Origin of the sequence: Streptomyces sp. Edi4 (assembly GCF_040253615.1) — a bacterium.
Lineage (GTDB): Bacteria > Actinomycetota > Actinomycetes > Streptomycetales > Streptomycetaceae > Streptomyces.
Map to the genome: position 1 here is coordinate 700,087 of NZ_JBEJGY010000004.1, position 26,539 is coordinate 726,625.

19 protein-coding genes are annotated in these 26,539 nt (G+C 72.0%); 13 read left to right on the forward strand and 6 right to left on the reverse strand.

The genetic code is table 11. The features are described 5' to 3' along the window. Positions 1-106 precede the first annotated feature (106 nt). From ABR738_RS05185 to ABR738_RS05200, 4 genes are all read right to left on the reverse strand, one after another. On the reverse strand, positions 107-652 hold the full coding sequence (locus ABR738_RS05185; protein WP_350228771.1) for an MSMEG_6728 family protein: 546 nt from the start codon (positions 650-652) through the stop codon (positions 107-109). Positions 653-907: 255 nt separating this feature from the next. Beyond that, the gene (locus ABR738_RS05190) at positions 908-1,549 is read right to left on the reverse strand and encodes a polysaccharide deacetylase (RefSeq protein WP_350228772.1); all 642 of its coding nucleotides are present in this window, start codon (positions 1,547-1,549) and stop codon (positions 908-910) included. Between the two features lie 269 nt (positions 1,550-1,818). Then, positions 1,819-5,403, reverse strand: coding sequence for a carboxylic acid reductase (car, locus tag ABR738_RS05195; RefSeq protein WP_350228773.1), 3,585 nt, complete (start codon positions 5,401-5,403; stop codon positions 1,819-1,821). Beyond that, positions 5,400-6,092, reverse strand: coding sequence for a FadR/GntR family transcriptional regulator (locus ABR738_RS05200; RefSeq protein WP_350228774.1), 693 nt, complete (start codon positions 6,090-6,092; stop codon positions 5,400-5,402). The genes car and ABR738_RS05200 overlap by 4 nt, the downstream gene beginning before the upstream one ends. A gap of 215 nt (positions 6,093-6,307) precedes the next feature. Here ABR738_RS05200 and ABR738_RS05205 point away from each other — a divergent pair, with 215 nt between their 5' ends. The 5 genes from ABR738_RS05205 (at position 6,308) to ABR738_RS05225 (ending at position 14,360) form a co-directional block, all read left to right on the forward strand. Next, positions 6,308-7,288, forward strand: a complete 981-nt coding sequence (locus ABR738_RS05205) for a hypothetical protein (protein WP_350228775.1) — start codon at positions 6,308-6,310, stop codon at positions 7,286-7,288. A 224-nt stretch (positions 7,289-7,512) separates the two neighbouring features. Next, positions 7,513-9,375 (forward strand): HSP90 family protein, encoded by a 1,863-nt coding sequence (locus ABR738_RS05210; protein ID WP_350228776.1) that lies wholly within the window; start codon positions 7,513-7,515, stop codon positions 9,373-9,375. Beyond that, entirely contained in the window at positions 9,376-12,360 is a 2,985-nt protein-coding gene (locus ABR738_RS05215) for a tetratricopeptide repeat protein (RefSeq protein WP_350228777.1), read from the forward strand. A gap of 72 nt (positions 12,361-12,432) precedes the next feature. Beyond that, positions 12,433-13,305 carry a uracil-DNA glycosylase gene (locus ABR738_RS05220; protein WP_350228778.1) on the forward strand — a complete coding sequence of 291 codons (873 nt, stop codon included), beginning with the start codon at positions 12,433-12,435 and terminating at the stop codon, positions 13,303-13,305. 98 nt (positions 13,306-13,403) lie between these two features. Beyond that, entirely contained in the window at positions 13,404-14,360 is a 957-nt protein-coding gene (locus ABR738_RS05225; RefSeq protein WP_350228779.1) for an alpha/beta fold hydrolase, read from the forward strand. A 235-nt stretch (positions 14,361-14,595) separates the two neighbouring features. Here ABR738_RS05225 and rfbB read toward each other — a convergent pair whose 3' ends face one another. After that, a complete protein-coding gene (gene rfbB / locus ABR738_RS05230) occupies positions 14,596-15,645 on the reverse strand; it encodes a dTDP-glucose 4,6-dehydratase (protein ID WP_350228780.1) in 1,050 nt (349 codons plus the stop codon). Continuing rightward, on the reverse strand, positions 15,642-16,709 hold the full coding sequence (locus ABR738_RS05235; protein WP_350228781.1) for a glucose-1-phosphate thymidylyltransferase: 1,068 nt from the start codon (positions 16,707-16,709) through the stop codon (positions 15,642-15,644). The genes rfbB and ABR738_RS05235 overlap by 4 nt, the downstream gene beginning before the upstream one ends. Positions 16,710-16,951: 242 nt before the next feature. Between ABR738_RS05235 and ABR738_RS05240 the strand changes: the two genes are divergently transcribed. The 8 genes from ABR738_RS05240 to ABR738_RS05275 are packed head-to-tail and all read left to right on the forward strand — an operon-like array spanning position 16,952 to position 26,534. Further along, positions 16,952-18,244 (forward strand): aspartate aminotransferase family protein, encoded by a 1,293-nt coding sequence (locus ABR738_RS05240; RefSeq protein ID WP_350228782.1) that lies wholly within the window; start codon positions 16,952-16,954, stop codon positions 18,242-18,244. After that, the gene (locus ABR738_RS05245; RefSeq protein ID WP_350228783.1) at positions 18,241-19,281 is read left to right on the forward strand and encodes an ABC transporter ATP-binding protein; all 1,041 of its coding nucleotides are present in this window, start codon (positions 18,241-18,243) and stop codon (positions 19,279-19,281) included. Before ABR738_RS05240 ends, ABR738_RS05245 begins: the two co-directional genes overlap by 4 nt. Then, positions 19,278-20,138: an ABC transporter permease gene (locus ABR738_RS05250; RefSeq protein WP_350228784.1), complete on the forward strand. Its 861-nt coding sequence runs from the start codon at positions 19,278-19,280 to the stop codon at positions 20,136-20,138. The genes ABR738_RS05245 and ABR738_RS05250 overlap by 4 nt, the downstream gene beginning before the upstream one ends. Continuing rightward, positions 20,135-20,935 (forward strand): ABC transporter permease, encoded by an 801-nt coding sequence (locus ABR738_RS05255; RefSeq protein ID WP_350228785.1) that lies wholly within the window; start codon positions 20,135-20,137, stop codon positions 20,933-20,935. The genes ABR738_RS05250 and ABR738_RS05255 overlap by 4 nt, the downstream gene beginning before the upstream one ends. Beyond that, positions 20,932-22,398, forward strand: a complete 1,467-nt coding sequence (locus ABR738_RS05260) for a hypothetical protein (RefSeq protein WP_350228786.1) — start codon at positions 20,932-20,934, stop codon at positions 22,396-22,398. The genes ABR738_RS05255 and ABR738_RS05260 overlap by 4 nt, the downstream gene beginning before the upstream one ends. Next, on the forward strand, positions 22,395-24,488 hold the full coding sequence (locus ABR738_RS05265; protein ID WP_350228787.1) for a glycogen/starch synthase: 2,094 nt from the start codon (positions 22,395-22,397) through the stop codon (positions 24,486-24,488). The genes ABR738_RS05260 and ABR738_RS05265 overlap by 4 nt, the downstream gene beginning before the upstream one ends. Continuing rightward, positions 24,481-25,581 carry a sugar phosphate nucleotidyltransferase gene (locus ABR738_RS05270; RefSeq protein WP_350228788.1) on the forward strand — a complete coding sequence of 367 codons (1,101 nt, stop codon included), beginning with the start codon at positions 24,481-24,483 and terminating at the stop codon, positions 25,579-25,581. The genes ABR738_RS05265 and ABR738_RS05270 overlap by 8 nt, the downstream gene beginning before the upstream one ends. Then, positions 25,578-26,534, forward strand: a complete 957-nt coding sequence (locus ABR738_RS05275) for a carbohydrate kinase family protein (RefSeq protein WP_350228789.1) — start codon at positions 25,578-25,580, stop codon at positions 26,532-26,534. Before ABR738_RS05270 ends, ABR738_RS05275 begins: the two co-directional genes overlap by 4 nt. Positions 26,535-26,539 lie beyond the last annotated feature (5 nt).

Consider the following 26,539-nt stretch of genomic DNA (forward strand, 5'->3'; position numbering starts at 1 on the left):
GACCGTCACGCCCTCACGTCCGGCCAGTGGTCGTGTCCGTCAACTGAGCTGTGCGGCACAGCGGTTGAGGCCGGTGCCGCCCCCTGGACCTTCCTGGCGCCCGCCCCTACGGTTCCTCCATGCGCCGCTCCCGGTCCGACGTCGGCCACACGTAGGGCAAGTCGTCCGGGACCTCGGGAAACAGCGGCCGGTAGAAGTCCGGTTCCTTGCGCACCAGCGCCGACCGGTGGCTGCGGTGGAATTCCGGTGAACCGAGCCAGGGCGGAAGTTCCCCGGCGCGGGCAAGTTCCTCCTGGGTACGCACGGGCCGTGCGGGGCGGGTGTTGCGCAAGGGTCGTGTGGCGCGGGTGTGGCGCATGGTTCGCGTGGCGTGGGTGTCATGCCATCGCCGGTAGTCCTCCGTCAGCGTCCCGGCGCAGGTGTCCGCGCCGCCCGCCGCCGTCCACGCCGCGCAGATCACCAGGCCGTAGCAGACCAGGGCCTCCTCGTATCCGGACCACATCCGTACGGCGGGGTGGCGCCGCCATCCGTAGCCCGGCACGGTCAGGCCCCGGAACACCTGGAGGGCTTCGACCCGCTGTTTGCCCAGTCGGCGCCGGTCCAGGACCTCGGCGGAGTCCGCGAATCCGGCGCAGGGCAGAAATGTTTGCATACGGCCTGATATCACTCCCGGCTCATCCGCGCCCGGATTGGCCGCCGTCGCCCTCCTCGTTTTCGGGACCGCCTCGTGGGGGTCGCGGGCATGAAGGGGCCATGACGCACATCGCTCGCCGTATGCGCGAGCTCCTGGCCGACGCGGCCCCGGCGCACGCACGGGCGCAGGGGTGGCACCCCGGTTCGGAGCACCACCCCTGCTCACCACCCCTGCTATGGGATGTCAGCCGTCAGCGGCCGTCAGGCATCCGGGTCAGACCCAGACGCGTACGGCCTCCATACGGCGGGACTGGCCTGTGGTTCCCGCGTAGACCGGGTTGCCGGTGACCGCGGTGAGCCAGCCGTAGCCCTCCACGTGCGCCTGCGCCCCGACGTTGCCCGAGCCGACCTGCACGCCCAGCGCCTCCATGCGGCGCGACTGTCCGGTGGTGCCGACCGTCACGACCTGTCCGTCCGAGCCGCACACCCAGCCCTGCCAGCCGATGTCGGCGAGGTGGGCGTTGGCGCACACGCCCCCGACACCGCTGGTCGAGATCGCCACGGCCTCCATCCGGCGGCTCTGTCCGGTCGTGCCCGCCACCGCGCCGTCACAGACGGCGGGCTGCCAGCCGATGTCCTGGACGTGCGCCGCGTAACAGATGACCCGGGCGTTGGGCGCGAGCCGGGTGCGTGCCTTGTTCGTCGCCGTTTTCAGTTCCGCGACGACCGAGGCGGGGGCCTCGGCGGCCGGAGCGGCGGTGGCCGGCGCGCCGACGGCCGGCGCCGGGGCCGGAGCCGCGACCGACGGCCGGCCCTGCGCCTCGGCCGAGCCCGCAACCCCCAGCGCGCCCGCCAACGCCAGGCCGAGGACGATACCGGCGGTCCTCCTCGTGGTCCTCTTCTTCGTCTTCTTCATGATTTTCCCCTCCTTGTACCGACTGGTCCCGCCCATCTGTACCGGTGCGGACGGGCGGGGAACAACGGATCGCGACGCCTACGGCCGAGACCCGTCCCGACATGGCCCACGGGGATACCTTGTGCCACCAGGACGAGGTGTGCCTCGACTGCCCTGTTTTCAACTACCTTGTGCACGCGGGCAGTTGGGGCCCTGCTTTCACGCCTGCCGCGTGACGCCCGGTGCCTCAAGGTCTCCGCGATCACGTACACGCCCTGTTTGCCCGTGACCTACAACAGCTCTCGCGTCCGCAGATCCGCGACGTACTTGCTGATCAGGTCCCGCGTGAGGTGGGGGATGTCGCGCTCGGGGTCGAGGTCGGCCGCCCGCACCGCCGCGCGGAATGCCCGGGCGGGAAGGGCGGAACCGGGAAGGTGCGGCTGCGGATGGGCGAAGGCGTGCAGCAGCGGGAGCACCGAGTGCTGCTTCTGGCGGTCGGGCAGGCGGAGCATGGCGGTCTCGAAACGCCGGAGCCAGATGTCGTAGTCGTGGACGCGGGTCAGGGGGTGGCCGTCGGCCGCCAGCCAATCGACGAAGGTGTCCAGGGAGATGCCGTCCTCATGCGGGTTGACGACGTTGTAGGTCTGGTGGCCCGCCCGTGCGCCGTCCCCCAGCGCGGTGATGGCCTGCGCGGTGAAGTCGACCGGGAGCGCGTCGTAGTGCGCGCCGCCGCCCGTGCTGTCCTCGGCGTAGAAGCTGCCGGGCGCAGTCCCGGTCGCCAGCACACTGAGGAGGAGCCGGGTGAAGACGTCCGGGATGTTGAGCTGGCCCCGGTAGCGCGGGTGGGCGAGGATCAGGTTCGAGCGGAACACGGCGACCGGCAGGCCGAAGGTGTCGTGGGCCTCGCGCAGCAGCACCTCGCCCGCCCATTTGCCGGCCGCGTAGCCGTTCGCGTAGGTGGCGTCGATGGCGTACGCGGGGCAGGCCGCGCGGATGTCCGACGACTCCTCGGCGGCCGCAGGGGCGTCGAGGGCGACGGCGACCGTGGAGATGAAGGTGAATTGTTTGATCCGGGAGGTGACCGCCAGCTTGATCAGCTCTGCCGTGCCCAGCACGTTGGGGCCGAACAACTGGCTGTAGGGCAGGACATGGTTGACCAGCGCCGCCGAGTGGACGACCACGTCCACCGTGTCGGCGAGCCGCTGCCAGGTCGCCGGGTCGAGCCCGAGTGCGGGCTCGCTCGCTTCGCCCGCGATCACCTCCAGGTGGTTCGCGGCCAACGCGCGGTAACGGGCGAGCAGTTCGGGGTCGCCGCTGTCGAAGGCCGCGTCCAGCCGCGCGCGGGCCGCCTCGTCGGTCTTCCCCCGCACGAGGCACACCACCCTGCCTTGGCGCTCCGCGACGCGCTGGAGCCATTCCAGGCACAGAAACCGTCCCAGGTAGCCGTTGGCGCCGGTCAGCAGGACGGTCTTCGCCTCGGGCAGCGGATCGGCCGGCCGGGCGGGGGCAGGTAGGGCAGCGGCGTCGAAGAAGGCCTCCAAGCGCAGGTCTTCGGCGCGCAGTCGGGTCGCGCCCGGGCCATGGACGGCCTCGGCCGTGGGCCGGGAGTGTTCTGTGGCCAGCGCCCGCTCGACGTACTCCCCCACCTGCCGGAGCGTGTTGACCGGGTTGATGACGACGTCGACGGGGACGTCGATGCCGTAGATGTCCTTGAGCAACTGGGCGTAGGAGACGGCGGAAAGGCTGTCCCCGCCGAGTTGCTGGAAGTGTGTGTCGGGCCGCGCGTCGTCCCGCCGGTGACCGAGCAGCGCCAGCGCCGCCCGCACAACCGTCTCGTGTACGGGGCCGTCCTTTCCGGCCCTGCGCAGGGCGCCGAGCCGGTCGGCCTCGCGGTCGGAGATCTCGGTGTACAGCGCCTCCAGACGCTCGCCGTAGCGGCCGGCCAGAGCGGGCCGCAGGGGCTTGCGCAGCCCGGAGAGCAGACCGTTGTCCTGGCTGAACGGTTCGGTCTCGATCAGGAAGTCCCTTGGTATCTCATGGGAGTTGAGGCCGTTGTCCTCGGCTGTCCCTCGCAGCGCCTCGCGCAGGGCGTTGCGCAGGCGCTCCGTGTCCCCGTCGGCGTCGGTGAGCGCCCGGGGGGTGGGCACGACGACCGCGAGCAGGTAGGGGCGCGTGCTGTTGGCGTACAGGAAGACCTGCCGGACGAGGGGGCCGGTGGCGAAGAGGGCTTCCAGGCGGGTCACCGGCACGAATTCGCCCTGGGACAGCTTCAGGACGCCAGCCCGCCGGTCGACGTAGGTGAAGGTGTCGGCGGCGGTACGGGCCATGATGTCGCCCGTGCGGTAGAAGCCGTCCTCGTCGAAGACGGCCGCGGTGGCGTCCCGCCGTTGGTAGTAGCCGGGCACGAGCCGGTCCGACTTGATCAGCAGTTCGCCCCTCGGGTGGGGCAGATCGGTGCTCAGATAGCCCAGTTCGGGCACGTCCGCCAGCTTGTACGCGGTCACCGGCGGGCACAGGACACGGCCGTCCAGGGTGACGATCCCGGCTTCCGTCGAGCCGTAGCCGTCGACCATCCTGACGTGCAGACAGTCCTCGATGAACGCCTTCCCATCGGCGCCGAGGGGCGCCGAGGCGTTGACGGCCCACAGGAGGCGGCCCCCTACGGTCTGCTCCCTCAGCTCTTCTTCGAGCCCCGCGACCGCGTCGGCGCTCCCCGGGTCCAAGCCGGCCAGTCCGGTCCGGTAGCGCCGTACGAGCATGTCGCAGATGCGCGGCACCATGATCAGTTCGGTGGGCCGGACCAGGCTCAGGTCTTCGATGAGCGTCGAGAGGTCGCTCGACGCCGTGAAGTAGGCGGTGCCGCCCCTGGCCAGCGTACTGAACAGCACCCCGCGCCCCACCATGTGGCTCAACGGCATGAAGTTCAAGACGATGGCCGGCCACGCCGGCCGGCCGGGGACGAAGTCGACCCACAACTGCTTGGCCAGACGCTCTGTGTACATCGCGCCCTTGGGGGTGCCCGTACTGCCCGAGGTGTAGAGCAGCGTGGCGAGCGGGTCGGGTTCCGGGGACGGGGGAAGGTGCGGCGGCGCCGGCAGCGCGCTGCCGCGTGCCATGACGGATGCCAGCGTGTCAAGGGTGGTGCCGTGGCCCTGAGTGTCCAGCTCATCACGCGCCCGGGCCACCAACTCCCGGTGTCGCACGTCCTCCTGACGATGCCCCAGCACCAGGAGCCTGCGCAGGAACGGCGCGCGCGCCGCGAGGCGGAGGGCGACATCCAGCTGCGTCACGTCGACGGCCAGCACACACGGGGCGGCCTGCTCGACGATGGGGGCCAGCCGGTCGGCCGCGGAACCGGACGGCAGTGGTACGCACACGGCGCCCGACCGGACACACGCCAGATCCACGACGGCGTACTCGGCGCTCGGGGGACCCAGCAGCGCGACGAAGTCACCCGGGCTCAGGGGCGTGGAGTGATGGACCCACTCCGAGGCGACGGCACCCACCCGTTCCCACAGCTCCCCGTAGGTGATCGTCTCGAAGCGTCCCAGCAGACGCGTCCCGGTGCGTCCCGTGTCCGGGTCGGTGACCGTCTCCACGGCGCGCTCGCCCAGAGCGGGGCGGTCCGCGTAGGCGGCCATGACGGTGAACACGATCTCGACGAGGGGCAGTCCCGGCTCCCGGAGCGCGTCGGTGACGGCGGCGAGTGGAGTGGCGGCACGGAACTGCGGGTCGCTCGCGTGCAGTTGCGCGGCGCGGCGCGCGGTGCGCGCGTCGAGTTCTCGCGGAAGCGCGGCGTGGGTGGACCTGCCTAACAGGTCTCCTTGCGTGGCAATGGCGTGAGAAGGACGGTTGTCGGTCTCCGTGCTCTTCATGAGCCGGCCTCGTCGGTGTCGTGGGTGAGGCGCACGATGGCGGCTGCGGCGGCGCGGGCGCCGTCCCCGTCCCGTACTTCGATCGCCTCGACGAGCCTGCGGTGCAGACCGGCGTGTTCGTGTGCGGCGGTCGCGTCCCAGGGCAGTCCCCCCTGGGTGGCAGTCAGGGCGGTGCCGAGGTAGTCGTACACCTCCATGAGGAGGTCGTTTCCACTGGCGCGCACGACGGCCCGGTGGAACAGCGCGTCGACATCCCTGGCCGCCGTGGGGTCCTCGCTCTCGCATGCCGCGTCCGCGTCGGCCAAGAGCTCGCGCAGCTGCGCCAGTTGGTCGTCACTGCGGCGCAGGGCGGCGGCCTTGGAGGCGAACTCCTCAAGGACGGTGCGCAGTTCGAGGACATCATCGCGTCCTGCGGCGCTCGCGCGCCGCACCATGACCGACTGGAGCTCACTGGACGCGCGGACATACGTGCCGTCCCCGATCCTCGCCTCGAGCAGTCCGAGATGCACGAGCGCGCCGATCGCTTCCCTCAGCGTGCTGCGCCCGACACCGAGCTCTTCCATCAGGGCCTGTTCCGACGGAATCCTCGTCCCCACCGGCCATCCGCCCGCCGCGATGTGTGCACGGAGGCTGTCCACGAGTTGCGCGGCCAGACTTGCCGACCTGCGCGGTGCGTTGATGCGTTTCATGCCCGCACTCTATACAGACATCAGACGTTTGAACATCACTCGGATGGCTGGGTGCATCGCATTCGGCCATCTCCGCCCGCGCGTTCCGGGCCGGGCGCCCCAATCGGCCGGAGCGGGGGAAAGAGTGTGCGATTGTCAGTCGTGCGTGATAGTCACTACCTTCACGAGGGAGTGACTTCTGACCTCCCCGTTGGGACACAACAAGGGGTGGGGACATGGCGGTGCTCCGTGGATGGGGGCTCACGCTGGGGAAGCGGGTCGTTCGGCCCGTGGCGCGCGTGCAGCGTGACTCGGGGGATCCCGATGTGGGACGGGTGCGGGCGGCGGCCTCGGCCGGAGACTGGGCGACGGTCCGGCTCATACTCGAAGCGCGACCGGAGCGCGAGGACCGCACCGAACTGGTGCGGACCGTCGGCGAGACGGCGGGGGCCGAGCGGTGGATCACCGGGGTCGTAGAGGCCGAGCCCGAAGCGGCGCTCGCGAAGCTGGTGGCGGGGTTCCGTTACATCGACTGGGCCTGGGAGGCACGGACGGGAGCGCGTGCGAAGCACGTCTCCCGCGAACAGTTCGCCCTGTTCCACTCCCGGCTGCGTACGGCCGAGGAGTGGCTGTACGAGGCGGCGGAGCGCGAGCCGGAGTGGGCCCTGCCCTGGTTCGGACTACAGATCACGGGCCGGGGCCTAGAGGTCGGACAGCACATCGCGCGGCGCCGTTTCGAGGCCACCGTACGCCGCGATCCGTACCATCTGGGCGCCCACCAGCAGCGGTTGCAGCAGGTGTGCGACAAGTGGGGCGGCTCGCACCAGGAGATGCACGCCTTCGCACGGGAATCGGCGCTCGGCGCGCCCGGCGGCACGGCTCTCGGCCAGCTCGTCCCCATGGCGCACATCGAGCACTGGCTCGCCCTCGACGGGGGGCTCTCGCGCGGCGCGTACATGCGCCGGCCCGAGGTGGTGGCGTCGCTGCGGGAAGCCGCCGACCACTCCTTCCGCCACCCGGACTTCGTCCGCTCGGGCGGATGGCTCCAGGTCCTCAACACCTTCGCCATGGCCTTCTCGCTCGCCGAGGACAAGGCCGGGGCCCGTGAGTGCTTCGTCGGCTCGGAGGGGCGCGTCACCGAGTCCCCCTGGCACTACATCGACGCCTCCGATCCCGCCGCGGCCTACAAGGAGCATCGCTCGTCGGCCGGGCGTTGAGCATCGTTTTGTTCTGCCGGTGACGGGCCGTCATAAATCGCTGCGTCAGCTCTCGTTGATGTCCTTCAGCGGCCTTCCATGGCTCTGCGTGGCGACCCTGGCATCCGTCGGATCCGACTACGGTCCGCCGTCCTCACACACTCCGTTTCCCCTTCCGTTCCGTCCCCTGCCGGCGCCGCGTCACCGCGCCGCGCGGGGACGCGTCCACCGAAAGACTTCGCCCGGTGCCTCAATCCGAGTCCTCCCACACCTTCCAGGTCGACCTGCGCGGCCTGGTCGACCTGCTCTCCCACCACCTCTACTCCAGCCCCCGCGTCTACCTGCGTGAACTGATGCAGAACGCCGTGGACGCCATCACCGCACGCCAGTCGCTCGAGCCTGGCGCGACCGGCGCCATCACCGTGCGCGCCGGCGACACCCTCACCGTGACCGACACGGGGATCGGTCTGAGCGAGGCCGACGTCCACCGCTTCCTCGCGACCATCGGGCGCAGCTCCAAGCGCACCACCGATGGGGCGCTCGACGGGGCCGGACTCGACGCGGCGCGGGGGGACTTCATCGGCCAGTTCGGCATCGGTCTGCTCGCGTGCTTCGTCGTGGCGGACGAGATCACGGTGCTCAGCCGCAGCGCCGCCGATCCCTCGGCGCCCGCCGTCGAATGGCGCGGGCACTCCGACGGCCGCTACACCATCCGCACCCTGCCCGCGTCGGCCGTGCCGGAGCCGGGCACCACCGTCCGGCTGGTCCCCCGGGCCGACACCGCGGAGTGGACGCAGCCGGAGCGGGTCGTCTCCCTGGCCCGGCACTACGGCGGCCTGCTGCGGCACCAGGTGACGGTCGTCGAGCCGAGCGGCGAGACCCACCAGGTCAACGAGGCCCCGCCGTGGGAGCGCGGTCACCGCTCACCGCTGGCCCGCCGCGAGGCGTTGACGGCGTACTGCCGCGACCTGTTCGACTTCACCCCGCTGGACACGATCGAGCTCGACCTACCGGCGGCCGGTCTGCGGGGCGTCGCCTACGTCCTGCCCACAGCCATGAGCCCGGCCCAGCGCGCCGGGCACCGGGTGCATCTCAAGGGCATGCTGCTCACCGACCAGGCGCCCCAACTGCTCCCCGACTGGGCCTTCTTCGTGCGCTGCGTGGTCGACACCACCAGCCTGCGGCCGACCGCGTCCCGTGAGGCGCTGTACGAGGACGGCACCCTGTCCGCGGTGCGCGACGCGCTCGGCGAGCGCATCCGTGACTGGCTGACCGGTCTGGCGGCCAGCGACCCGTCGCTGCTGCACCGCTTCATCGACACCCACCATCTCGCGGTCAAGGCGCTGGCCCGCTACGACGACGAGCTCCTGCGCATCGTGCTGCCGTGGCTGCCGTTCGAGACCACGGACGGCAACGTCACGCTTGAGGAGTTCGCGCGCAAGCACCCCACCGTGCTCGTCGCCCGCAGTGTCGAGGAGTTCCGCCAGGTCGCTCCCATCGCGTCGGCCGCCGGCCTCGGCGTCGTCAACGGCGGTTACACCTACGACCGCGACCTCGTGCACCGGCTGCCCGAGATCCGCCCCGGCACGGCGGTCACCGACCTCGACCCGGCCACCGTCACCGCGCACCTCGACGCCGTGGACCCGGCGGCCGAACTGCGCGCCGCGGCCTTCCTCGCCGTCGCCCGGGACACCGTGGGCGCGCACGACTGCGACGTCGTCCTGCGCGACTTCCAGCCCGTCACCGCTCCGGCGCTGCTCCTGGACAACCGGGAAGCGCGCCACGAACGGACGCGTTCGACGCTCGCCGCCGACAGCGACGGCCTGTGGGCGGACATCCTCGGCTCGCTGCGCCGTGAGTCCCCGCGCGCCCAGCTCGTCCTGAACCACCTCAACCCGCTGGTGCGCCAGGCCATCACCATCACCGAGCAAGAGCTCGCGGTCACCGCAGCCGAGGCGCTGTACGGCCAGGCCCTGCTGCTCAGCCGCCGCCCGCTGCGGGCGAGCGAGAGCGCTCTGCTCAACCGGGCCTTCATCAACCTGCTCACTCACGCCATGCACCACTCCGGCACGGCGGCACCCGGCTCCGAGCCCCGGAAGGAACTGTAGATGCTGGACACCCCCGAGGCCGTCGTCGAGGCGCTGCGTGAGAACAACGGCCGCCCCCACGGGCTGCCGCGCACCATCACCGCGGAAGAGCTCGTCGAGGCCGCCGAGTCCTTCGAGGAGCCCGACGTCCTCGTCACGGCCCTGCTCGAATTGATGTCGGCCTACGAGTTCACCGGCGAGCACCGCAAGTCGCCCGTCGCCTTCGCCCGGCTGCTCAAGTTGTGGGACACCGCTGCGGGGTCCTTCAGCCAGTGGGAGGCCAACCAGGTCTTCTGGCGGTTCAAGTGGGTGACCACGTCGCTGTTGCAGGTGCCCGAGGTGCCCCTGGCGGCTGTGCACGGCTGGATCGACCAGATGCGCACCCGTTATCAGGACGCCGGGCACGGCATGCAGCCGGTGGCCGCGATGCGCTACCACGTGGCGCGCCACACGGGCACCGGTGTGGCCGACGCGTACGACCTGTGGGCCACCCGCCCCCGTACCGAGCTCAGTGACTGCGAGGCCTGTGAGACCCGGCACTTCGCCGTGCACCAAGTGGTGGCGGGTGACGACGCCGGGGCACTCGACACCTGGCGGCCGGTGCTCACCGAGGACAAGGGCTGCACCGAAGAGCCCCAGATGAGCCAGGCACGCGCCCTGCTGCCGCTGCTGCGCACCGGCCGCTTCGACGAGGCCCGCTCGCACCATCTCACCGGCTACCGCCGGGTGCGGGGGAATCCGGGGACGCAGGAGGAGGTGGGTCTGCACCTGGAGTTCTGCGCGCTGTCACGCAACGAGGGCCGGGGTCTTGAGATCCTTGCCGAGAACCGCCCCCTGTTCGAGGCGAGCGGTGCTCCATTGGCCCATCTCTCCTTCCTGACCGGCGCCGAGGTGCTGCTCACCCGGCTGGTGGCGGACGGCCACCTCGACACCGCCGTCGCGGGCCCGCCCGGACGGAAGTGGACCACGGGCACGCTCCTCACCCACCTGCGCGCCGAGGCGGACCGGCTCAGCCACGCCTTCGACATGCGCAACGGCTCCACGGCCGTCAGCGACGAGCGTCAACTGCGTCTGAAACAAACGCCGTTGACCGATGAGCCGCTGCCGCTCGGGCTGCGGGCCGCCGTCACCCGTCCCATCGCGTCGGTGGATACGGGCCCGGACCTCGCCCCGGCAGCCGCACTGGACATACCCGAGGACTTCGTCCCGCTGGTGAGCGAGGCCCGGCGCATGTCCGCCGTCGGTCATCCCGGGAGCGCGAGGCTGTGGGCCCTCGTCGCCGAACGCCTCGCCGACGGCACGGGGGCGCACGACGAACGTCTGGGTCCCGAGGACCTGCTGCGCGCGGAGCTCGCCGAGCAGCGCGCCCAACGGCTCACGCGGAAGGACGACGACGCGGAGAGTGTCGCCGAACTGCGGCGGGCCGCCGCTCTGTTCGCGGACCTCGGCATGGCCTGGCACGCGCTGTCCGCCCGCACCCGGGCCCTCGCCTGGACACCTTCCCCCGACGAGGACGCGCCCGACGACACGTGCGGAGCCGCCGCGATCCGGGCCGGCATCGACGAGGCGCTGCGTGAGGCGGCGCGGCTCAGGACCGAGGCGCCCTTCACGGGCGACTCGCCGGTGGCGGGTGAGATCGCCTCGTCCGAGGACGTCGGGGCGCAGCGGGCGCTGGAATACCTCGCCGTGCTGTACTCCTGCGTCTTCGCCGCCTACAAGGAGCTGGTGGGCGAGCTGCCCGAGCCTTCGGACTCCGCCGTGGAGCGGTTCGAGGAGTTCACCCGCACGCTGCGCACCGAGGCGGAGCACCTGTCGGTCCCCCACCAGGTCGCCGGCGCCCGGCAGTTCGTGGCGGACGTGGCGGCCCGCCGGGGCGACCCGGACCGCGCCGAGACGGAACTGCGTGCGGCGCTCAAGGACGTGGAAGCCGCCGGGCAGCCCTGGCGCGGGACCCGTCCGCGCGCCCTGCTCGCCCAGATCCTGCTGACCCTGGACCAGCCGGCCGAGGCGGTGGAGCTACTGCACCGGGTGCTCGCGGACGCGGTGCGCTACGACGACACCCACTTCGCGCTGGCTCCCACATACGCGATGCTCGGCCATGCCGCGTCCCACCTCGGGGACACGGGCGGCGCCGTACGTCACCTCTCGGAGGCGGCCGCACGCTTCGATCAGGGCGGCGAGGCGGACGAGGCGGCCGGTCTGCGTCTCCAGCTCGCCGATGTCCTGGCGCGCGCCGGGCAGCAGGCGGACGCCGTGGCCGTACTGGAGTCCGTCCTGTCCGACGAAGCGGTCTCCTCGCTCGACGAACGTCTGGTCGCCCAGGCCAGGTTGACGCTGGCGCGCGGGCTGCGGGAACTGGATGAGTTCCTGCCCGCGTCCGAGGAGTTCCTGCGGCTCGCGTCCTCCGTCGCCGCCTGGGAGGACGAGCCCCGGCTCCAGACGCTGGTGGCGGCCGAGGCGGCCACCACGCTGGCGATGGCCGACCGGTGGGACGCGGCGGGCACGGCGTACGAACGCGCCGTCGCCGCGCACGCCGTGGCGCCGAACCCTTCCCTGCTGATGCACATGATGTGCGAGTTCGCGCGTCTGACCATGCTGTTCAAGGGGCCCGACGGTCTGGAGGCGGCGCTGGGGCACCTTGCGCGGGCCGACGCGGTCGCGAGCGAGGTCGCGGACGGCGCCGACGGCTTCGTCCCCTGGTACGAGCGGGGCGCTGTGCACTACCGCCGCGCCCGCGTCCTGGCGGAGGCCGAGTCCTTCGCCCAGGCGCTGGCCGAGGCGGAGACCGCCGCGGCGCTCTACGAGCGGGGCGGAGAGCACGGTGAGGCGCCGCGCGCCGAGGCCCAGCGGATGGCCGCCCTGATCGAGGGCAACGGCCTGGGCCGCTTCCCCGCGGCCATCGCCCGGCTCGGCGAGGCGGCGGCGCGCGCCCGCGAGGCGGACCTGCCCGAGGCCGTCCAGATCCTGGAGGCGCTGCGGCAGGAGTACCGACGACGCGAGAGCTGAGCACCGGGCTCCGCCGAGGTGGTCCGGCGGAGCCCAGGTCCGCTGGTCCGGGCCACCAGGTAGCGTGGGCCCATGGACGAGGTCGGCAGCACAAGTCCGGGGCCCTCTGCCCGAGATCGCGGCTTCCCCCTGTTCCACGCGGAGCGCTGCGGCGGGATCGGGGAGCTGGATCGCCGGCTGGTCGGATGCCGGGCGTGTCCTCGGCTGGTGGCCTGGCGCGAGACGGTGGCCGCGACGAAACGAGCCGGCTTCAAGGACTGGGAGTACTGGGGCAGGCCGGTGCCGGGGTTCGGTCCGCAGGACGCACCGCTGGCGGTGGTCGGGCTCGCTCCGGCCGCGCACGGCGCCAACCGGACGGGCCGGATGTTCACCGGCGACGCCTCGGGCGACTTCCTCTTCGCCGCCCTGCACGCCGTGGGTCTCGCCTCACAGCCCACCGCCACCACCGCCGACGACGGCCTCGAACTGTACGGGGTGCGGATCACCTCCCCCGTCCACTGCGCCCCTCCCGCGAACAAGCCGACGCCGCAGGAGCGGGACACGTGCCGGCCGTGGCTCGCGGCCGAGATCTCGCTGCTGCGCCCGCGTGCGATCGTCGTACTCGGAGCCTTCGGCTGGCAGACGCTGCTGCCGGTCCTCGCCGAGGCGGGGTGGCGACTGCCGCGCCCCCGGCCCCGGTTCGCGCACGGCACCGTGGTGACGCTGCGCCGCGCGGAGCCGGACGCGGCGCGGCCGGCGGGAGCGGACGCGAGTGGTCGCGACGACCGCGCCGGGAACGAGGAACTGAAGGTGATCGGCTGCTACCACCCCAGCCAGCGCAACACCTTCACGGGCCGTTTGACCTCGCCCATGCTCATCACCCTGCTCCATCAGGCCGCGGACCTCGCGGGTCTGCCCGCCGGCCCGCCCGGCGCCGTGCCGGACCCGCCGAAGACCCGACGGTGAAACGGTGTTGGGCGCGGGCGGGCTGACGGCACGGCACCACGCGGCCGGGTGCCACCCGGCCACCCACCGCTCCGGGCACACCGCGTAGGCTCGGAGCCATGGTTGAGCATCGGATGATCGACGTGAACGGGATCCGGCTGCACATCGCCGAGGAGGGCGAGGGCCCCCTGGTGGTGCTTCTGCACGGGTTCCCCGAGTCCTGGCACTCCTGGCGCCACCAGTTCGGCCCGCTGGCCGCCGCCGGCTTCCGGGTGGTCGCCCCCGACCAGCGGGGGTACGGCCGCAGTGACCATCCCACCGACGTGGCGGCGTACAGCATCCTGCATCTGGTCGGCGACGTCGTCGCTCTGGTCCGGGCGCTGGGCGAGGAGAAGGCGTACGTCGTCGGGCACGACTGGGGCGCGCCGGTCGCCTGGCACACCGCGCTGCTGCGGCCGGATCTGGTGCTCGGGGTGGCCGGTCTGAGCGTGCCGCCACCGGTCCGGGGCCCCCACCCGCCGCTGGCGGCCATGGAGAAGGCGTTCGGCGGGCGCTTCTACTGGAACTACTTCGACCGGCCCGGTGTCGCCGACGCCGAGTTCGCACGGGACCCGCGCACGACGCTGCGGAAGTTCTTCTACGCGGCGTCCGGCGACAGGCCCGGGGAGATCGTCCAGCCTCTGGTCGACCCGGCACGGGGCTGGCTCGCCGCCCTCGAAGACCCCGAGGAGCTGCCGGGCTGGTTTACCGAGGGCGATCTCGATGTGCTCACGGAGAGCTTTTCTCGGGGCTTCACCGGCGGCCTCAACTGGTACCGCAACATGGACCGCAACTGGGAGCTGACCGCGCCCTGGCAGGACGCCGTCATCACCCCGCCCGCCCTGTACGTGTACGGCGAGCGCGACCTCGTTCCCGCGTTCCCCGGCACCCCGGAATTCATCGCGAGCCTGCCCGAGCGCATGCCCAGCCTGCACCGCGAGCCCGTGGAGCTGCCGGGCTGCGGGCACTGGACCCAGCAGGAGCGCCCGGACGAGGTCAACGCCGCGCTCGTCGAATTCCTCAGGGCGTACTCCTGACCGGGGCGGCGCCTCAGCTGAGGACGGCCGTCGGAGCAGGCGGGCACCCGTGGCGCCCAACAGGGCGCCGCTGTCCGCGCGTTGGGCCGTGATGAGCCACGGAGTGCGCCGCGCGGCGGGCACGCGGTGGGCACGCGGCCACGGTCGCGCGGATGGATGGCGACGATGGTGACGATGGCGATGGCAATGAACTGACGGTGCATCAGGTTCGGGGCAGCTTGCTTCTGACTGGTCGTCAGCAGCCCCTCAACCGTGGGGTTGGCCGTCCGCGTCTTCGAACGCGCCCGGCCGCACGGGCCGGAGTGCCCGGCCCGTCGGCGGCCAGCGGCCGCCACCACGACGCGTGATCCCGGTACCAGGCCACCGTGGCGGCCAGCGCCTCCTCGAAGTCCCGGTGGGGGCGGTAGCCCAGTTCGGCGCTGATCTTGCCGTGGTCCACCGCGTAACGGCGGTCGTGGCCCGGGCGGTCCTGGACGTGCGTGATGCGATCGGCGTCCGCGCCGCACAGGCGGACCAGACGGCCGACGAGGTCCCGGTTGGTCAGCGAGGTCCCGCCCCCGATGTTGTAGATCTCGCCGGGCCGCCCCGCCGTCCGCACCAGCTCGACCGCCCGGACGTGGTCGTCCACGTGCAGCCAGTCGCGCACCTGGCTCCCGTCACCGTACAGCGGCAGGCGCGCGCCGGTCAGGAGCGCGGTCACGAAGCGCGGGACGGCCTTCTCCGGATGCTGGAAGGGGCCGAAGTTGTTGGAGCACCGGGTGACCCGCACGTCCAGACCGTGGGTGTGGTGCTGGGCCAGCGCCATGAGATCGGCCGCGGCCTTCGAGGCTGCGTACGGGGAACTCGGCCTGAGCGGGTCCTGCTCGCGTGCGGCGCCCTGGGGCAGTGAGCCGTAGACCTCGTCGGTGGAGATGTGGACGAACCGGCGCACCCCGTGGCGCAGCGCGGCGTCCAGCAGGAGCTGTGTGCCCAGCACATTGGTGCGGGTGAAGTCCGAGGCGTCCTCGATGGAGCGGTCCACGTGTGATTCCGCCGCGAAGTGGACGATGTCGTCGTGCCCGGCCGCGAGGCGGCGCACGGCGGGGGCGTCACAGATGTCACCGCGCACGAAGGCGAACCGGGGGTGGCCCGCGAACTGGTCGAGGCGGGCGAGGCTGCCCGCGTAGGTGAGTTTGTCCAGGACGGTGACCGTGACGCCGGGCGGGCCCGAGGGGCCGAGGAGCGCGCGGACGTAGGCGGAGCCGATGAAGCCGGCCCCGCCGGTGACGAGGATGCGAGAAGTCATGAGGTGAGCTGTACCTTGCTGTGGTCGCCGATGACGAGTCGATGGGCCCCCGGCAGGCGGGGCGCGGCGGTGACGACGGCCTCGCGGCCGATGAGCGAGCCCTCGATGCGCGCGGCGCCCTCCACGCACGCGCCCCGCAGGAGGACCGAGAACGCGATCGCGCTGTCCTCGATCCGGCAGTCCTCGCCGACGGCGGTGTAGGGGCCGACGCTGGCGTTGCTGATGACGGCGCCCGCGCCGACGACCACGGGGCCGACGATCCGCGAGCCCCGCACCACGGCGCCCTCCTCGATCCGCACCCGGCCGACCAGGACGCTGCGGGGATCCACCTTGCCCTCCACGCTCCCCTCCATCCGGTCCAGGACGTGCCGGTTCGCCTCCAGCAGGTCTTCCACGCTGCCGGTGTCGCGCCACGGCCGGGTGGTCGTCTCCCCCCGCACGGTGAGCCCTTGGTCGATCATCCACTGCACCGCGTGGGTGATCTCCAGCTCGCCGCGCCCGGACGGGCGGATGGCGCGTACCGCTTCGTGCACCACCGGCGTGAAGGCGTAGACGCCGATCAGGGCGAGGTCGCTGCGGGGCCGGTCGGGTTTCTCCTCCAGCCCGCGCACCCGGCCCCCGGCGTCGAGCTCCGCGACACCGAAGGCGGTGGGGTCCGCCACCGGGGTGAGCAACAGCCGGGCGGCGTCCGCGCCCTGATCGGCGCGCCGGACGAAGGACGTCACGCCGTCGGGCAGGTAGGTGTCACCGAGGTACAGCAGGAAGTCGTCGTCGGCCAGAAAGTCGCGTGCGATGAGCACGGCGTGGGCCAGGCCGAGGGGCTTGGCCTGGCGCAGGTGGGTGACGCCGAGACCGAAGGCGCTGCCGTCCCCGACCGACCGCCGCAGGTCGTCGGCGTGCGAGCCGACCACCATCCCCACTTCGTCGATGCCGGCGTCGGCGATCGCCCGCAGCGCGTAGTGGATCACCGGTCTGTTGGCCAGGGGGAGCAGCTGTTTGGCGCGGGTGTGGGTGAACGGCCGGAGTCTGCTGCCGGTGCCGCCCGCCAGGACCAGGGCTTTCACGCCGGCCGCCGCTGTCGTGCGGGAAAGGACTGAGGTCTCACGGATCTCTCCTCGAACGGAAGTCGCGGTGTCACCGGTTGGACTGCTCTCGACTCAAGCAGAGGCGGCGCCACGAACGCAAGCGCAGTCTGAAACTTTCAGCAAGTCCTTGCAGAGCGTGGCCGGTTGATGTTTGACTCGGTCCGGCGCCGCACAACGGCGGCCCGTGCCACGGCAGTTCGCACCGAGCGTGGGGAGCAGCAGTGACAGGACGCCACCAGCTCGAACGGCTGGAGCGTGAGGCCCGGCACTTGGCGCCGGGCGCCTCGCAGGAAGCGGCGGCGGGGCAACGGGTCTTCGCCGAGGGGGACGGCCCGGTCCTGACCGATCTCGACGGAAACCAGTACCTGGACTTCGCCGCGGGCACCTTGACCCAGTCGCTGGGGCACGGGCACCCCGAGGTCGTCGAGGCGCTGATCGCACAGGCCCGGCGCCTGTGGAACGTGCACGACAGCGCCACGCCCGACCGCGCGGCCCTGCTCGAACTGCTGGCCCGGCTGCTGCCCGGACACCTGGACACCTACGCCCTGTTCTCCACCGGCGCGGAGGTGATCGAGGCCGCGCTGCGGGTGGTGCTGGCGGGCGCCGAACCGGGCCGCAACCGGATCGGGGCGATGCGCGGCGGCTTCCACGGCAAGACCATGGGGGCGCGGATGCTGGTCCACTGGGACGTCGGCCACCAGGCCTTCGCGGGCAACTCCGTCCTGGGGTACTCGCCCTACTGCTACCGATGTCCACTGGAGCTCACCCGGCCCACCTGCCAGCTGCGCTGCGCCTCACTCGTGCGCAGGCACATCGCCGGCAAACCGAATGTCTCGGCGCTCGTCTTCGAGCCCGTGCTCGGGGCCGGCGGCGTCATCGTGCCGCCCCCGGGCTACTGGGAGCAGATCGCCGACGCCTGCCGGGCGAACGGAGTGCTCCTGGTCGCCGACGAGGTGCTGACCGGCGGCGGCCGCACGGGGACGTTCCTGGCGTGCGAGCAGTTCGGTGTCGAGCCCGATCTGGTTGCCCTGGCCAAGGGCCTGGCCAGCGGTTTTCCCTTCGCCGTCCTGGCGGGGCGGGCGGATGTGATGCGTCACCCCGCGGCCTCGGAGCCCGGCGCCCACGCGTCGACGTTCGCGGGCAACCCGCTGGGGATCGCGGCGGCCCGCGCGACATTGGGGGTCATCGAGCGCGACCGGCTCCTCGAACGCGTCCGCGCGCTCGGCGAGCGGCTCGGCGACCGGCTGTCCGCGCTCGCCGCCCGGTTCGACCACCTCGGTGACGTACGCGGCGTCGGACTGCTGTACGGACTGGAGTTCGTGACGGACCGTCAAAGCCGTTCGCCAGCGCCGGACATCGCACGAGCCGTGTACACCACTGCCCTGGACCTCGGACTCAGAGTGGCCCTGGGCGGCCACATCCTGCGCATCGCCCCGCCGTTCACCCTCGACGAGGCACTGCTCGACGAAGGCCTGGGCCTCCTGGAGCGGGCCCTTGAGCGGGTGCTGCTGTGATCGTCGCGGAGAACCTGGTCAAGGAGTTCCGGCTCACCGAACGCAAACCGGGCCTGGCCGGGAGTCTGTCCACCCTGTTCACCCGCGAGCACCGGATCGTCCGGGCGGTCGACGACGTTTCCTTCACGATCCCGGCGGCATCGAAGACGGCGTACATCGGCGCCAACGGGGCGGGCAAGTCCACCACCATCAAGATGCTCACCGGCATCATGACGCCCACCCGGGGGCGCTGCCTGGTCAACGGCATCGAGCCCTACCGGCACCGGCAGGCCAACGCGCGCGGCATCGGGGTCGTGTTCGGTCAGCGCAGCCAGCTGTGGTGGGACCTGTCGGTACCGGACTCCTTCCGCATCCTGCGGCGGATCTACGACGTGCCCGATCCCGTCTACCGGCGCAACCTCGCCCTGTACCGGGAGCTCCTGGACATCGACGCCCTCGGCACCACGCCGGTGCGGCAGTTGAGTCTGGGCCAGCGGATGCGGGCCGAGATCGCGGCGAGCCTGCTGCACGATCCGGCGGTCGTCTTCTGGGACGAGCCGACCATCGGCCTCGACATGCTGCTCAAGGACGCGGTGCGGCGCCTGGTCAACCATGTCCACCGCGAGCTCGGCACGACCGTCGTCCTCACCAGCCACGACATCGCGGACATCGCCGCGATCTGCGACAGCGCCCTGGTCGTGGACCGGGGCCGGGTGGTGCACCAGGGAAGCATCAGGGACCTGCTGCGCAGCGCCGGGCGGCGCTCCGTCGTCTTCGACCACCGGGGCGCCGCGGACCGGGCCGAGACCTGCGCCCGGATCGAGCGGGGACTTCCCGGAGCGGACGCCTCGCGCACCGAGGACGGCCGGATCAGGGTCGACTATCCGGCCGACCGGTTCACCTCGCGACAGGTCCTGGCCTTCCTGCTCGAACGCTTCGACCTCACCGACTGCTTCGCACCCGAACCGGATCTGGAGGACGTGCTGCGGCGGATCTACGCCGGCCACGGCGAACCGCTCACGGCCGGGGCCGAGCCGGGCCGAAGGGGCGCGGCATGAACGACCTCACCGTGCCCGGGCGGGCGGCCTCGGCGCGCCGCGCACCGGCGGCGCGCTGGCGGGCCTACCTGCCCTTCGCCACCGGGGGCCTGCAATCCCTGCTCCAGTACCGGTCGACCTTCGTGACCACCGGCGTCACGGCGGCGGCAGGCGCGGCGGTGACCGTCTTTCTGTGGCGGGCCGTGTACGCGGGCTCACCGCCCGGCGGCGGCCCCGGCGGCTTCACCCGCGAGGGCATCACCACCTACCTGCTGATGGCGCAGGTGCTGCACATCCTGCACGCCAACCGGGTGGACGACGAGGTCGCGGCGGAGGTCTACCGGGGTGACGTCGCCGTCATGCTGGTGCGTCCCGTCAGCTATCCGGTGGTGCGGCTCTTCTCGTGTCTGCCGGTCGTCGCGGCCAACGCCGCCCTGGTCGGCGTCCCCGTCCTCGCGCTCTTCGCCGTGCTCGTACCGCTGACGCCACCACAACCCGTGGACGCCCTCCTGTTCCTGGTGTCCACGCTCTTCTCCCTCCTGCTCGCCTTCCTGGTGAATCTGCTGACCGGCATGACGGGGTTCGTCACCACCAACACCTGGGGGGTGCGGATGGTGAAGCAGAGCGTGGTCGCCTTCTTCGCGGGGCAGCTGGTGCCTCTCGCCCTGATGCCACGGCCGCTGGCGCGCGTGGCGTCCGCGCTGCCGTTCCAGGGCATGGTGGACGGGCCCCTCACCCTGCTGCTCGGCCGTTACGAGGGGGTGGCGGGCGCCGCCGACGTGCTGGCCCGGCAGATCGGCTGGGTGGCCGGGCTCGGCGTGCTGAGCGCCGTGCTGTGGCGGGCCGCCCTGAACCGTCTGGAGGTGCTGGGGGGATGACGCGCACGTTCCGGCGCCATCTGCGGCTCGCCTTCTTCCTCGGCGGGGTCGGCCTGCACCGCCTGAGCGCCTACCGCGTGGACTTCGCCCTGGGGGCGGGGGCGTTCCTGGTGCGCGTGGGACTCCAGACGGCGGTGGTGGGGCTCGTCTTCCGGCAGGTGCCCGCCGTGGGCGGCTGGACCTATCACGAGGTGCTGTTCCTGCTGGGGTTCTCGCTGCTGCCGCGCGGCCTCGACCACCTGTTCACCGACCAGCTGTGGGAGCTCGGCCGCAAGCTGGTCCAGCGCGGCGAGTTCCACCGCTATCTGATCCGTCCCGTGAACCCGCTGTTCTCGCTCCTTTCGGAGCGCTTCTTCCACCCGGACGGACTGGGTGAACTGGCCGTCGGGGCGGTTCTGGTGGGCTGGTCGGGCGATGAACTGGGCCTGCGGCTCACCCCCCTGCAATGGGCCCTCGCTCCCCTCCTGGTGGTGTGCGGCGCGCTGATCCACACCTCGGTGAAGCTGCTGTTCGCCTCCCTGTCCTTCTGGACCGTCACCAGCCTGCCCTCGATGTACGCGGCGAGTCAGGTGTCGGAGTTCGCCGCCTACCCGCTGGACATCTACCACCCTTCGCTGCGCGTCCTGCTGACGTGGGTGCTGCCCTTCGCCTTCACCTCCTACGTGCCGTGTGTCTACCTGCTGACCGGCGCCGCCGGGCTCGTGGTGTGGCTGCCACTGGTGACGGGCGGCGCCCTCGCCCTCGCCCTCGGAGTATGGCGCCGCGGCATCGACACCTATGAGATGACCGGGAGTTGACGACATACGTGATCCGCGACGAACATCTCGAACCGCTGCTGCGCACCGCGCCGTGGCTGCCGGGCGCCCTGCGCGCCGCCCAGCACTACACCGTGGTCGACCAGGCCGCGCTCGGGCCCGGCGAGACGCTGCTCGTGGTGGCCGCGCACGGCGGGCGGGCCACGGGCGAGCGGGTCTTCGTCCCCGTGCGCACCACGGCGTCGGGAGACCTGGTGAGCGGCGCCCACGGCGTGGACGCACCCGGGCCCGAAGCCGTACGCCACCTGCTCACCGGCCGACGGCTGCGCACCGAGCGCGGCGGGCACCTGCACTTCCGCCGGGCCGCCGCCGCGCCGACGGGTGACATCGAGGCGCTGCCCTTCGACCAGGGCTGGTCCTCCAACTCCCTTGCCCGGGTGGGGATCGGCGGCGCCCCGTACATGTACAAGACGTACCGGCAGCTGGGCGCGGCGCCCCATGAGCCCGAGGTGCTGCGCCTGATGAGCGGCAGCGGGCACACGCCCCACTGGGCGGGTGACTGCTCGTACACGGAGCCCTCCGGCGCCCGCCGGTACCCGTGGGCCGTGCTTTACCGCCACGCCGCGGGCCACGGCATCGACAGACCCCTGCGGGAGAACCTGCGCTCGCTGTGGCCCCGGCTCACCGGCCACGCGGAGCCGGACCGGCTCGTACGCGCCCATCTGCGGCCGCTGGCAGGGAAGTTGCGCGAGACGGGCGTCTTCCTCGGGGCGTTCCACCGGGACCTGGCGGCCCGCCTCGGGGACCCCGCCACCGGCTACCCCGTGCACGACGCCCTGGCCGACGTGTCGCAGCGCCTTCGGACGCCGGCCGACTTCGACACGCAAGTCCCCCACGCCGCCCAGCGCGCGGCCCTGGAAGCCCTGCGGAACGAACTCTGCCTGCTTGAGCGCGAGTTCGAGGGTCGACGGACGGCTGCCGGGGCCGGGCCCTGCCACGGCGACCTGCATCTGTCCCATCTGCTGTGCGCCGATGAACCCGGCGGCGGCTGGCGCATGCGGGTCATCGACCTGTCCACACCCGCCCTGCCCGCCGACGGCGCCGCCTACGCCGCGCAGTCGCCCGCGCAGGACCTGGTGGCCGTGCGGCGCGCCCTGGAGTACTTCGCGGCCGACGAGGCCGCCTTCGAGAGCGCGCGCCGTCTCGGCGTCGAGGCGACCCTCACGATGAACGGCTCACTCGACGGCGCGCCCGGCCTGCCGCCCGCGCGGCGGCGGGTACTGGAACGCGTCTTCGAGACCGCCGACGTGTGGCGTGAGCACGTGCTGCGCCTGCTGCTGGGACCGCCCCACGACACTCCGCTGCGCCGACTGCTCTACCTGCGCCGACTGCTGCACGAACTGGCCTACAACCACGACCACGCCCGCCCCTACCACGCCGCGATCGACCTGCGCCACGCGCTCGCGCTCGCCCGCCGCGACCCGACCACTCCCGCGAGGACATGACCGCCGTGAACGTGCCCACGATGCACATCATCGAGACGTACTTCGAGTGCTGCGGCTTCGACCACACCTTCCTTCAGGGTGGCACGTCCGTATACCTGTGGAACCTCTCCAAGGCCTTCGCCGCCCGGGGCCACACCGTCTCCGTCGTCACCCCCGCGCACGGCAGACTCGACGACCTGCGCCGGCGTCACGACGTGGAGGACCTGCCCTATGAGGACGTCCACACGGTGCCGCTGGTCCTCGACCCCCGGGTGTGGGGCGGCTTCCCCGAGCGGGTGGACCTGACGCTGCGCACCACCGCCCACCGCATCCGTCTGGAGGGCGTGGACCTGTACTTCCTGTCCGACGAATATCTGGATCTGCTGCCCGACACCTTCTACCCGCCGTACTCGGCCAAGGGCCACGACCTGGTGTTCTTCAAGCCCCTTGTGTTCCAGGTGGACAGCGTGCGGTTTCTGCGTGGCTGGTTCGGCGACGAGAAGGCCGTCGTCCACGCGCACGAGCCGTACTACCACCACCTGCTGCCGGCCGCCCTGCGCGACGACCCGACGAAAGTGGTCGTCAGCAATGTGCAGAGCAACATGCCGATCGCCAAGAAGGTGTACGCGCCCGAGGTGCGAGCCCTGCTCGACCTGCTCGGCGCACCCCTCGCGCTGCCCGGCCCGGAGCCCGAACCCGATGTACCGACGGCGATCGTGGGCTACCAGCAGCTGACCCACCTGCACTACACCTATCCCGACGACTATGTGGCGATCTACGAACTGACCGCCGAGCACGCCGACTTGATCGACTTCCTCTCCCCGGGTCAGCTGGACTTCTACGCGGGCTTTCGCGACACCCCCTTCGAGACGCTGTTTCGCCGGCTGCCGATCGCCGGTGTGGTGCGCCGCAACGCCCACAAGATGTTCGTCGGCGGCTGCGCCATCTCCGACCAGTGGCTCGCCTGGGACCCGGCCGGGGTGGACCGGGCCGAGGTGCTCGGCGGCCTCGGTCTCGATCCCTGCCTGCCGACGTTCTTCCACAACGCCCGCCACGCCGTCCAGCACAAGGGCCAGATCGAGTTGATGCGGGCGGTGGACCGGGTCCTGAGCGAGGGGCTGCGGGCCAACTTCGTGATCCGCTGCATCCGCGGCGACGGCATCGACGACCCGTTCTTCCACGAGATCGCGGCGCGGCACCCCGGCCGGCTGCACTTCGAGTGGGAACGCGTGGCCGAGGCCCGCGTCTTCTGTCTCGCGGCGGCCTCGGACTTCGCGCTCTTCCCCTCCAAGTTCGAGATGGACACCTTCCTCATCGCCCAGGGCGAGGCCATGGCGGCGGGTGCGGTGCCGATCGCGACGGACCAGCGCGGCATGGAGCACTTCCGGCACGCCGAAGGCCCCGAGACCACCACGGGCTTCGCGGTGAACCGGTCCTTCGCGGAGGACGACGCCCTGCTCACCTCCGCGCTCGCCGACCGGATCCGGCAGGCGGCGGCCCTGTGGACCGAGGATCCCGGCCGTCACCGGGAGCTGTCGCGGCGGGCGGCGGCCGTCGCCCGGGCCTTCACCTGGGAGCGCTGCGCCGATCTGCACCTGGCGGCGTTCACCCCGCTCTGGGAGGGCCGCCCGGCCGTGCTTGACCCCCAACTCGCGCTGCGACACGGATGGTTCGACCTGCTGGACGACGACGCGATCACCCCCGGCGCGGCCATCGAGCACGGCGACATCAAGGCCTACGAGCGCCACGCCCCGTTCGACGCCGAAGCCGCCGCTCAGATGTTCCGCGCCGCGTGGCGGCGGGCCGACTTCGCCACCTGCGAGCGGGTCCTCGCCCGCCACCCCGGCGCGGTTCCGGGGCCGGAGGCCGCCCGTCTGCACGATCGCGTCCGCGCGCTGCCCGGCCACCGCGTGGAGTACCGCCTCACGCACGCCGAGCGGGTCGACGTCGTACGGGCGCCACGCGGCAAGGTCCGGGCCCTGCCCGCCGTGCGCCCCCTGGAACGCACCGGTCCTGGCGTCTTCACGGGACCGGCCCCCGAGGCCGACGAGTGGCTGCTGCTCACTCTGTCCAGCGGCCGGGTGACCTGGGACGAGGTCCGTCATGACTGATCTGCGCGCCGTCCGCGCGGTGCTGCTCGCGGGCGGCGAGGGACGTCGCATGGGGCCCCTCGGCACGGGCCGGCTCAAGCCGCTCGTTCCCTACGGCGGCACCTGCCGTCTGATCGACTTCAGCCTCGCCAACGCCCGCGCCTCGGGCCTTTCGGAAGTGCTGCTCCTGTCCCAGTACGAGGAGCGGCTGCTCATGGACGACCTGCATCTGATGTGGAACACCGCGCCCGGCTTCCGGGTGCGCTTCGGTCCCTACGACGACGCCTACCGGGGCCCGGACCTGCCCGCGCGGCTGCCGCGGCGCACTTGGCCGCTGGAGCGCGGCACCGCCGACGCCCTGATCCGCAAGGCGCCGTACGTCTTCACCGAGGGCACCGAACAGGTCCTGGTCCTGCACGCCGACCACGTCTACCGCTACGACTACCGGCCGCTGATCGAGGGCCACCGCGCTTCGGGCGCGGCCCTGACGATCGCCTACCAGCGCATCGAACCGCGCTGGGTGCACCTGTTCGGCATGGTCCGTTTCGACGGCGGCGGCCGGCTCACCGAGTTCACCGAGAAACCCGACAACCCCACCTCCGACCTGGTGTTCGCGGCCTTCTGCGTCTTCGACGCCGCCGTGCTGCGCCGGTACCTGACCGCCCTTGAGGGCACCGGCTGGCAGCACGACATCAGCCGGGACGTGATCCCCGCCATGCTCGCGGCCGGGGAGCACATCCGGGGCCACGAGGTGCGCGGCCACTGGGAGGACATCGGCACGGTCGAGCGCTATCACCGGGCGCATCTGGCGCTCGCCGCCGGGCCGGCGCCCGAGCTGGCGCGGATGCCCCGGACGCTGCGGCCCTCGGTGGGGCGCAGCTGGGTCGCGGAGGCCCCCGGTGTGCGCGCCTCGGTGATCGCCTCGGACCTCGTCAACGACGGGGTGGTGGCGGACAGCGTGCTCTTCCCCGGCGTGCGGATCGGGGCGGGCGCGCGCGTGCGGCGCAGCGTGGTGCTTCCCGGCGCGGTGATACCGCCGGGCGCCGACATCGAGGCAGCCGTCGTCCTTGAGGACGGACACATCCAGCACGTCGCAGAAGGAGTGAGCGCATGACCCTGACCGGACCCCACCGCCCCGACGAGGAGCGCCGGCCGGCCGACTACGACGTCCTGGTGGTCGGCGGAGTCGGTGTGGACACCATCGTGCGCGTGGACGAACTGCGCGTACCGCCGGGCGACTCCGTCTTCGTGGAGCCGCTGCGCGACTACGTCGGCCACACCGGCAACGGCGTGGCGCTCGGCTGGCACGCGCTCGGGCTGCGCACGAAGTTCCTCGACTTCCTCGGCGACGACCCGCAGGGCCGGATGGTCCTCGATCACTACGCGCGCGCCGGCCTCGATTTCACTCATCTTCCCTCCCCGCACGGCACGCCACGTTCGGCGAACCTGGTGGATCCGCGAGGCCGCCGCTTCTCCTTCTACGACGGCCGCCACCCCGAGGACCTGCGCCTCCCGCGCGATTTCCATCTGCCCTTCCTGCGCAGGTCGGCCCATGTCCATCTGTCGATCGTGGGACACAACCAGGACATGTACGAGGACATCCACCGCCTGGGCGTAACCAGCTCCACCGACCTGCACGACTGGGACGGGCGCAATCCGCACCACCGCCGTTACGCCCTCAACTCCGACTACGTCTTCCTCAGCGCGGCGGCGGTCCGCGACGAGCTGCCCTCGGTGCTGCGGGCCGTCATCGACGAGGGCCGCGCCCGGTTCGTGGTGGCCACCGACGGCGCCGAGGGCTGTCATCTGCTGGCGCGCGGCGACCGCGGGATCCGCCACTTTCCCGCCGTACGTCCCGAGCGTCCGGTCGTCGACACCAACGGCGCCGGTGACGCGTTCGTCACCGCCTTCCTGCACTCCCTCTTCGAGGGCCACTCGCTGGAGAAGTGCGTTCTGGCCGGTTCGGTGGCCGGCGCCTTCGCGTGCGGCAGCGTGGGCACCCACACCGAGTTCATCGATCTGCCGCACCTTCGCGCGGCCACCGCGCGCGCCGTCGTGGACCGGTGAGCGGC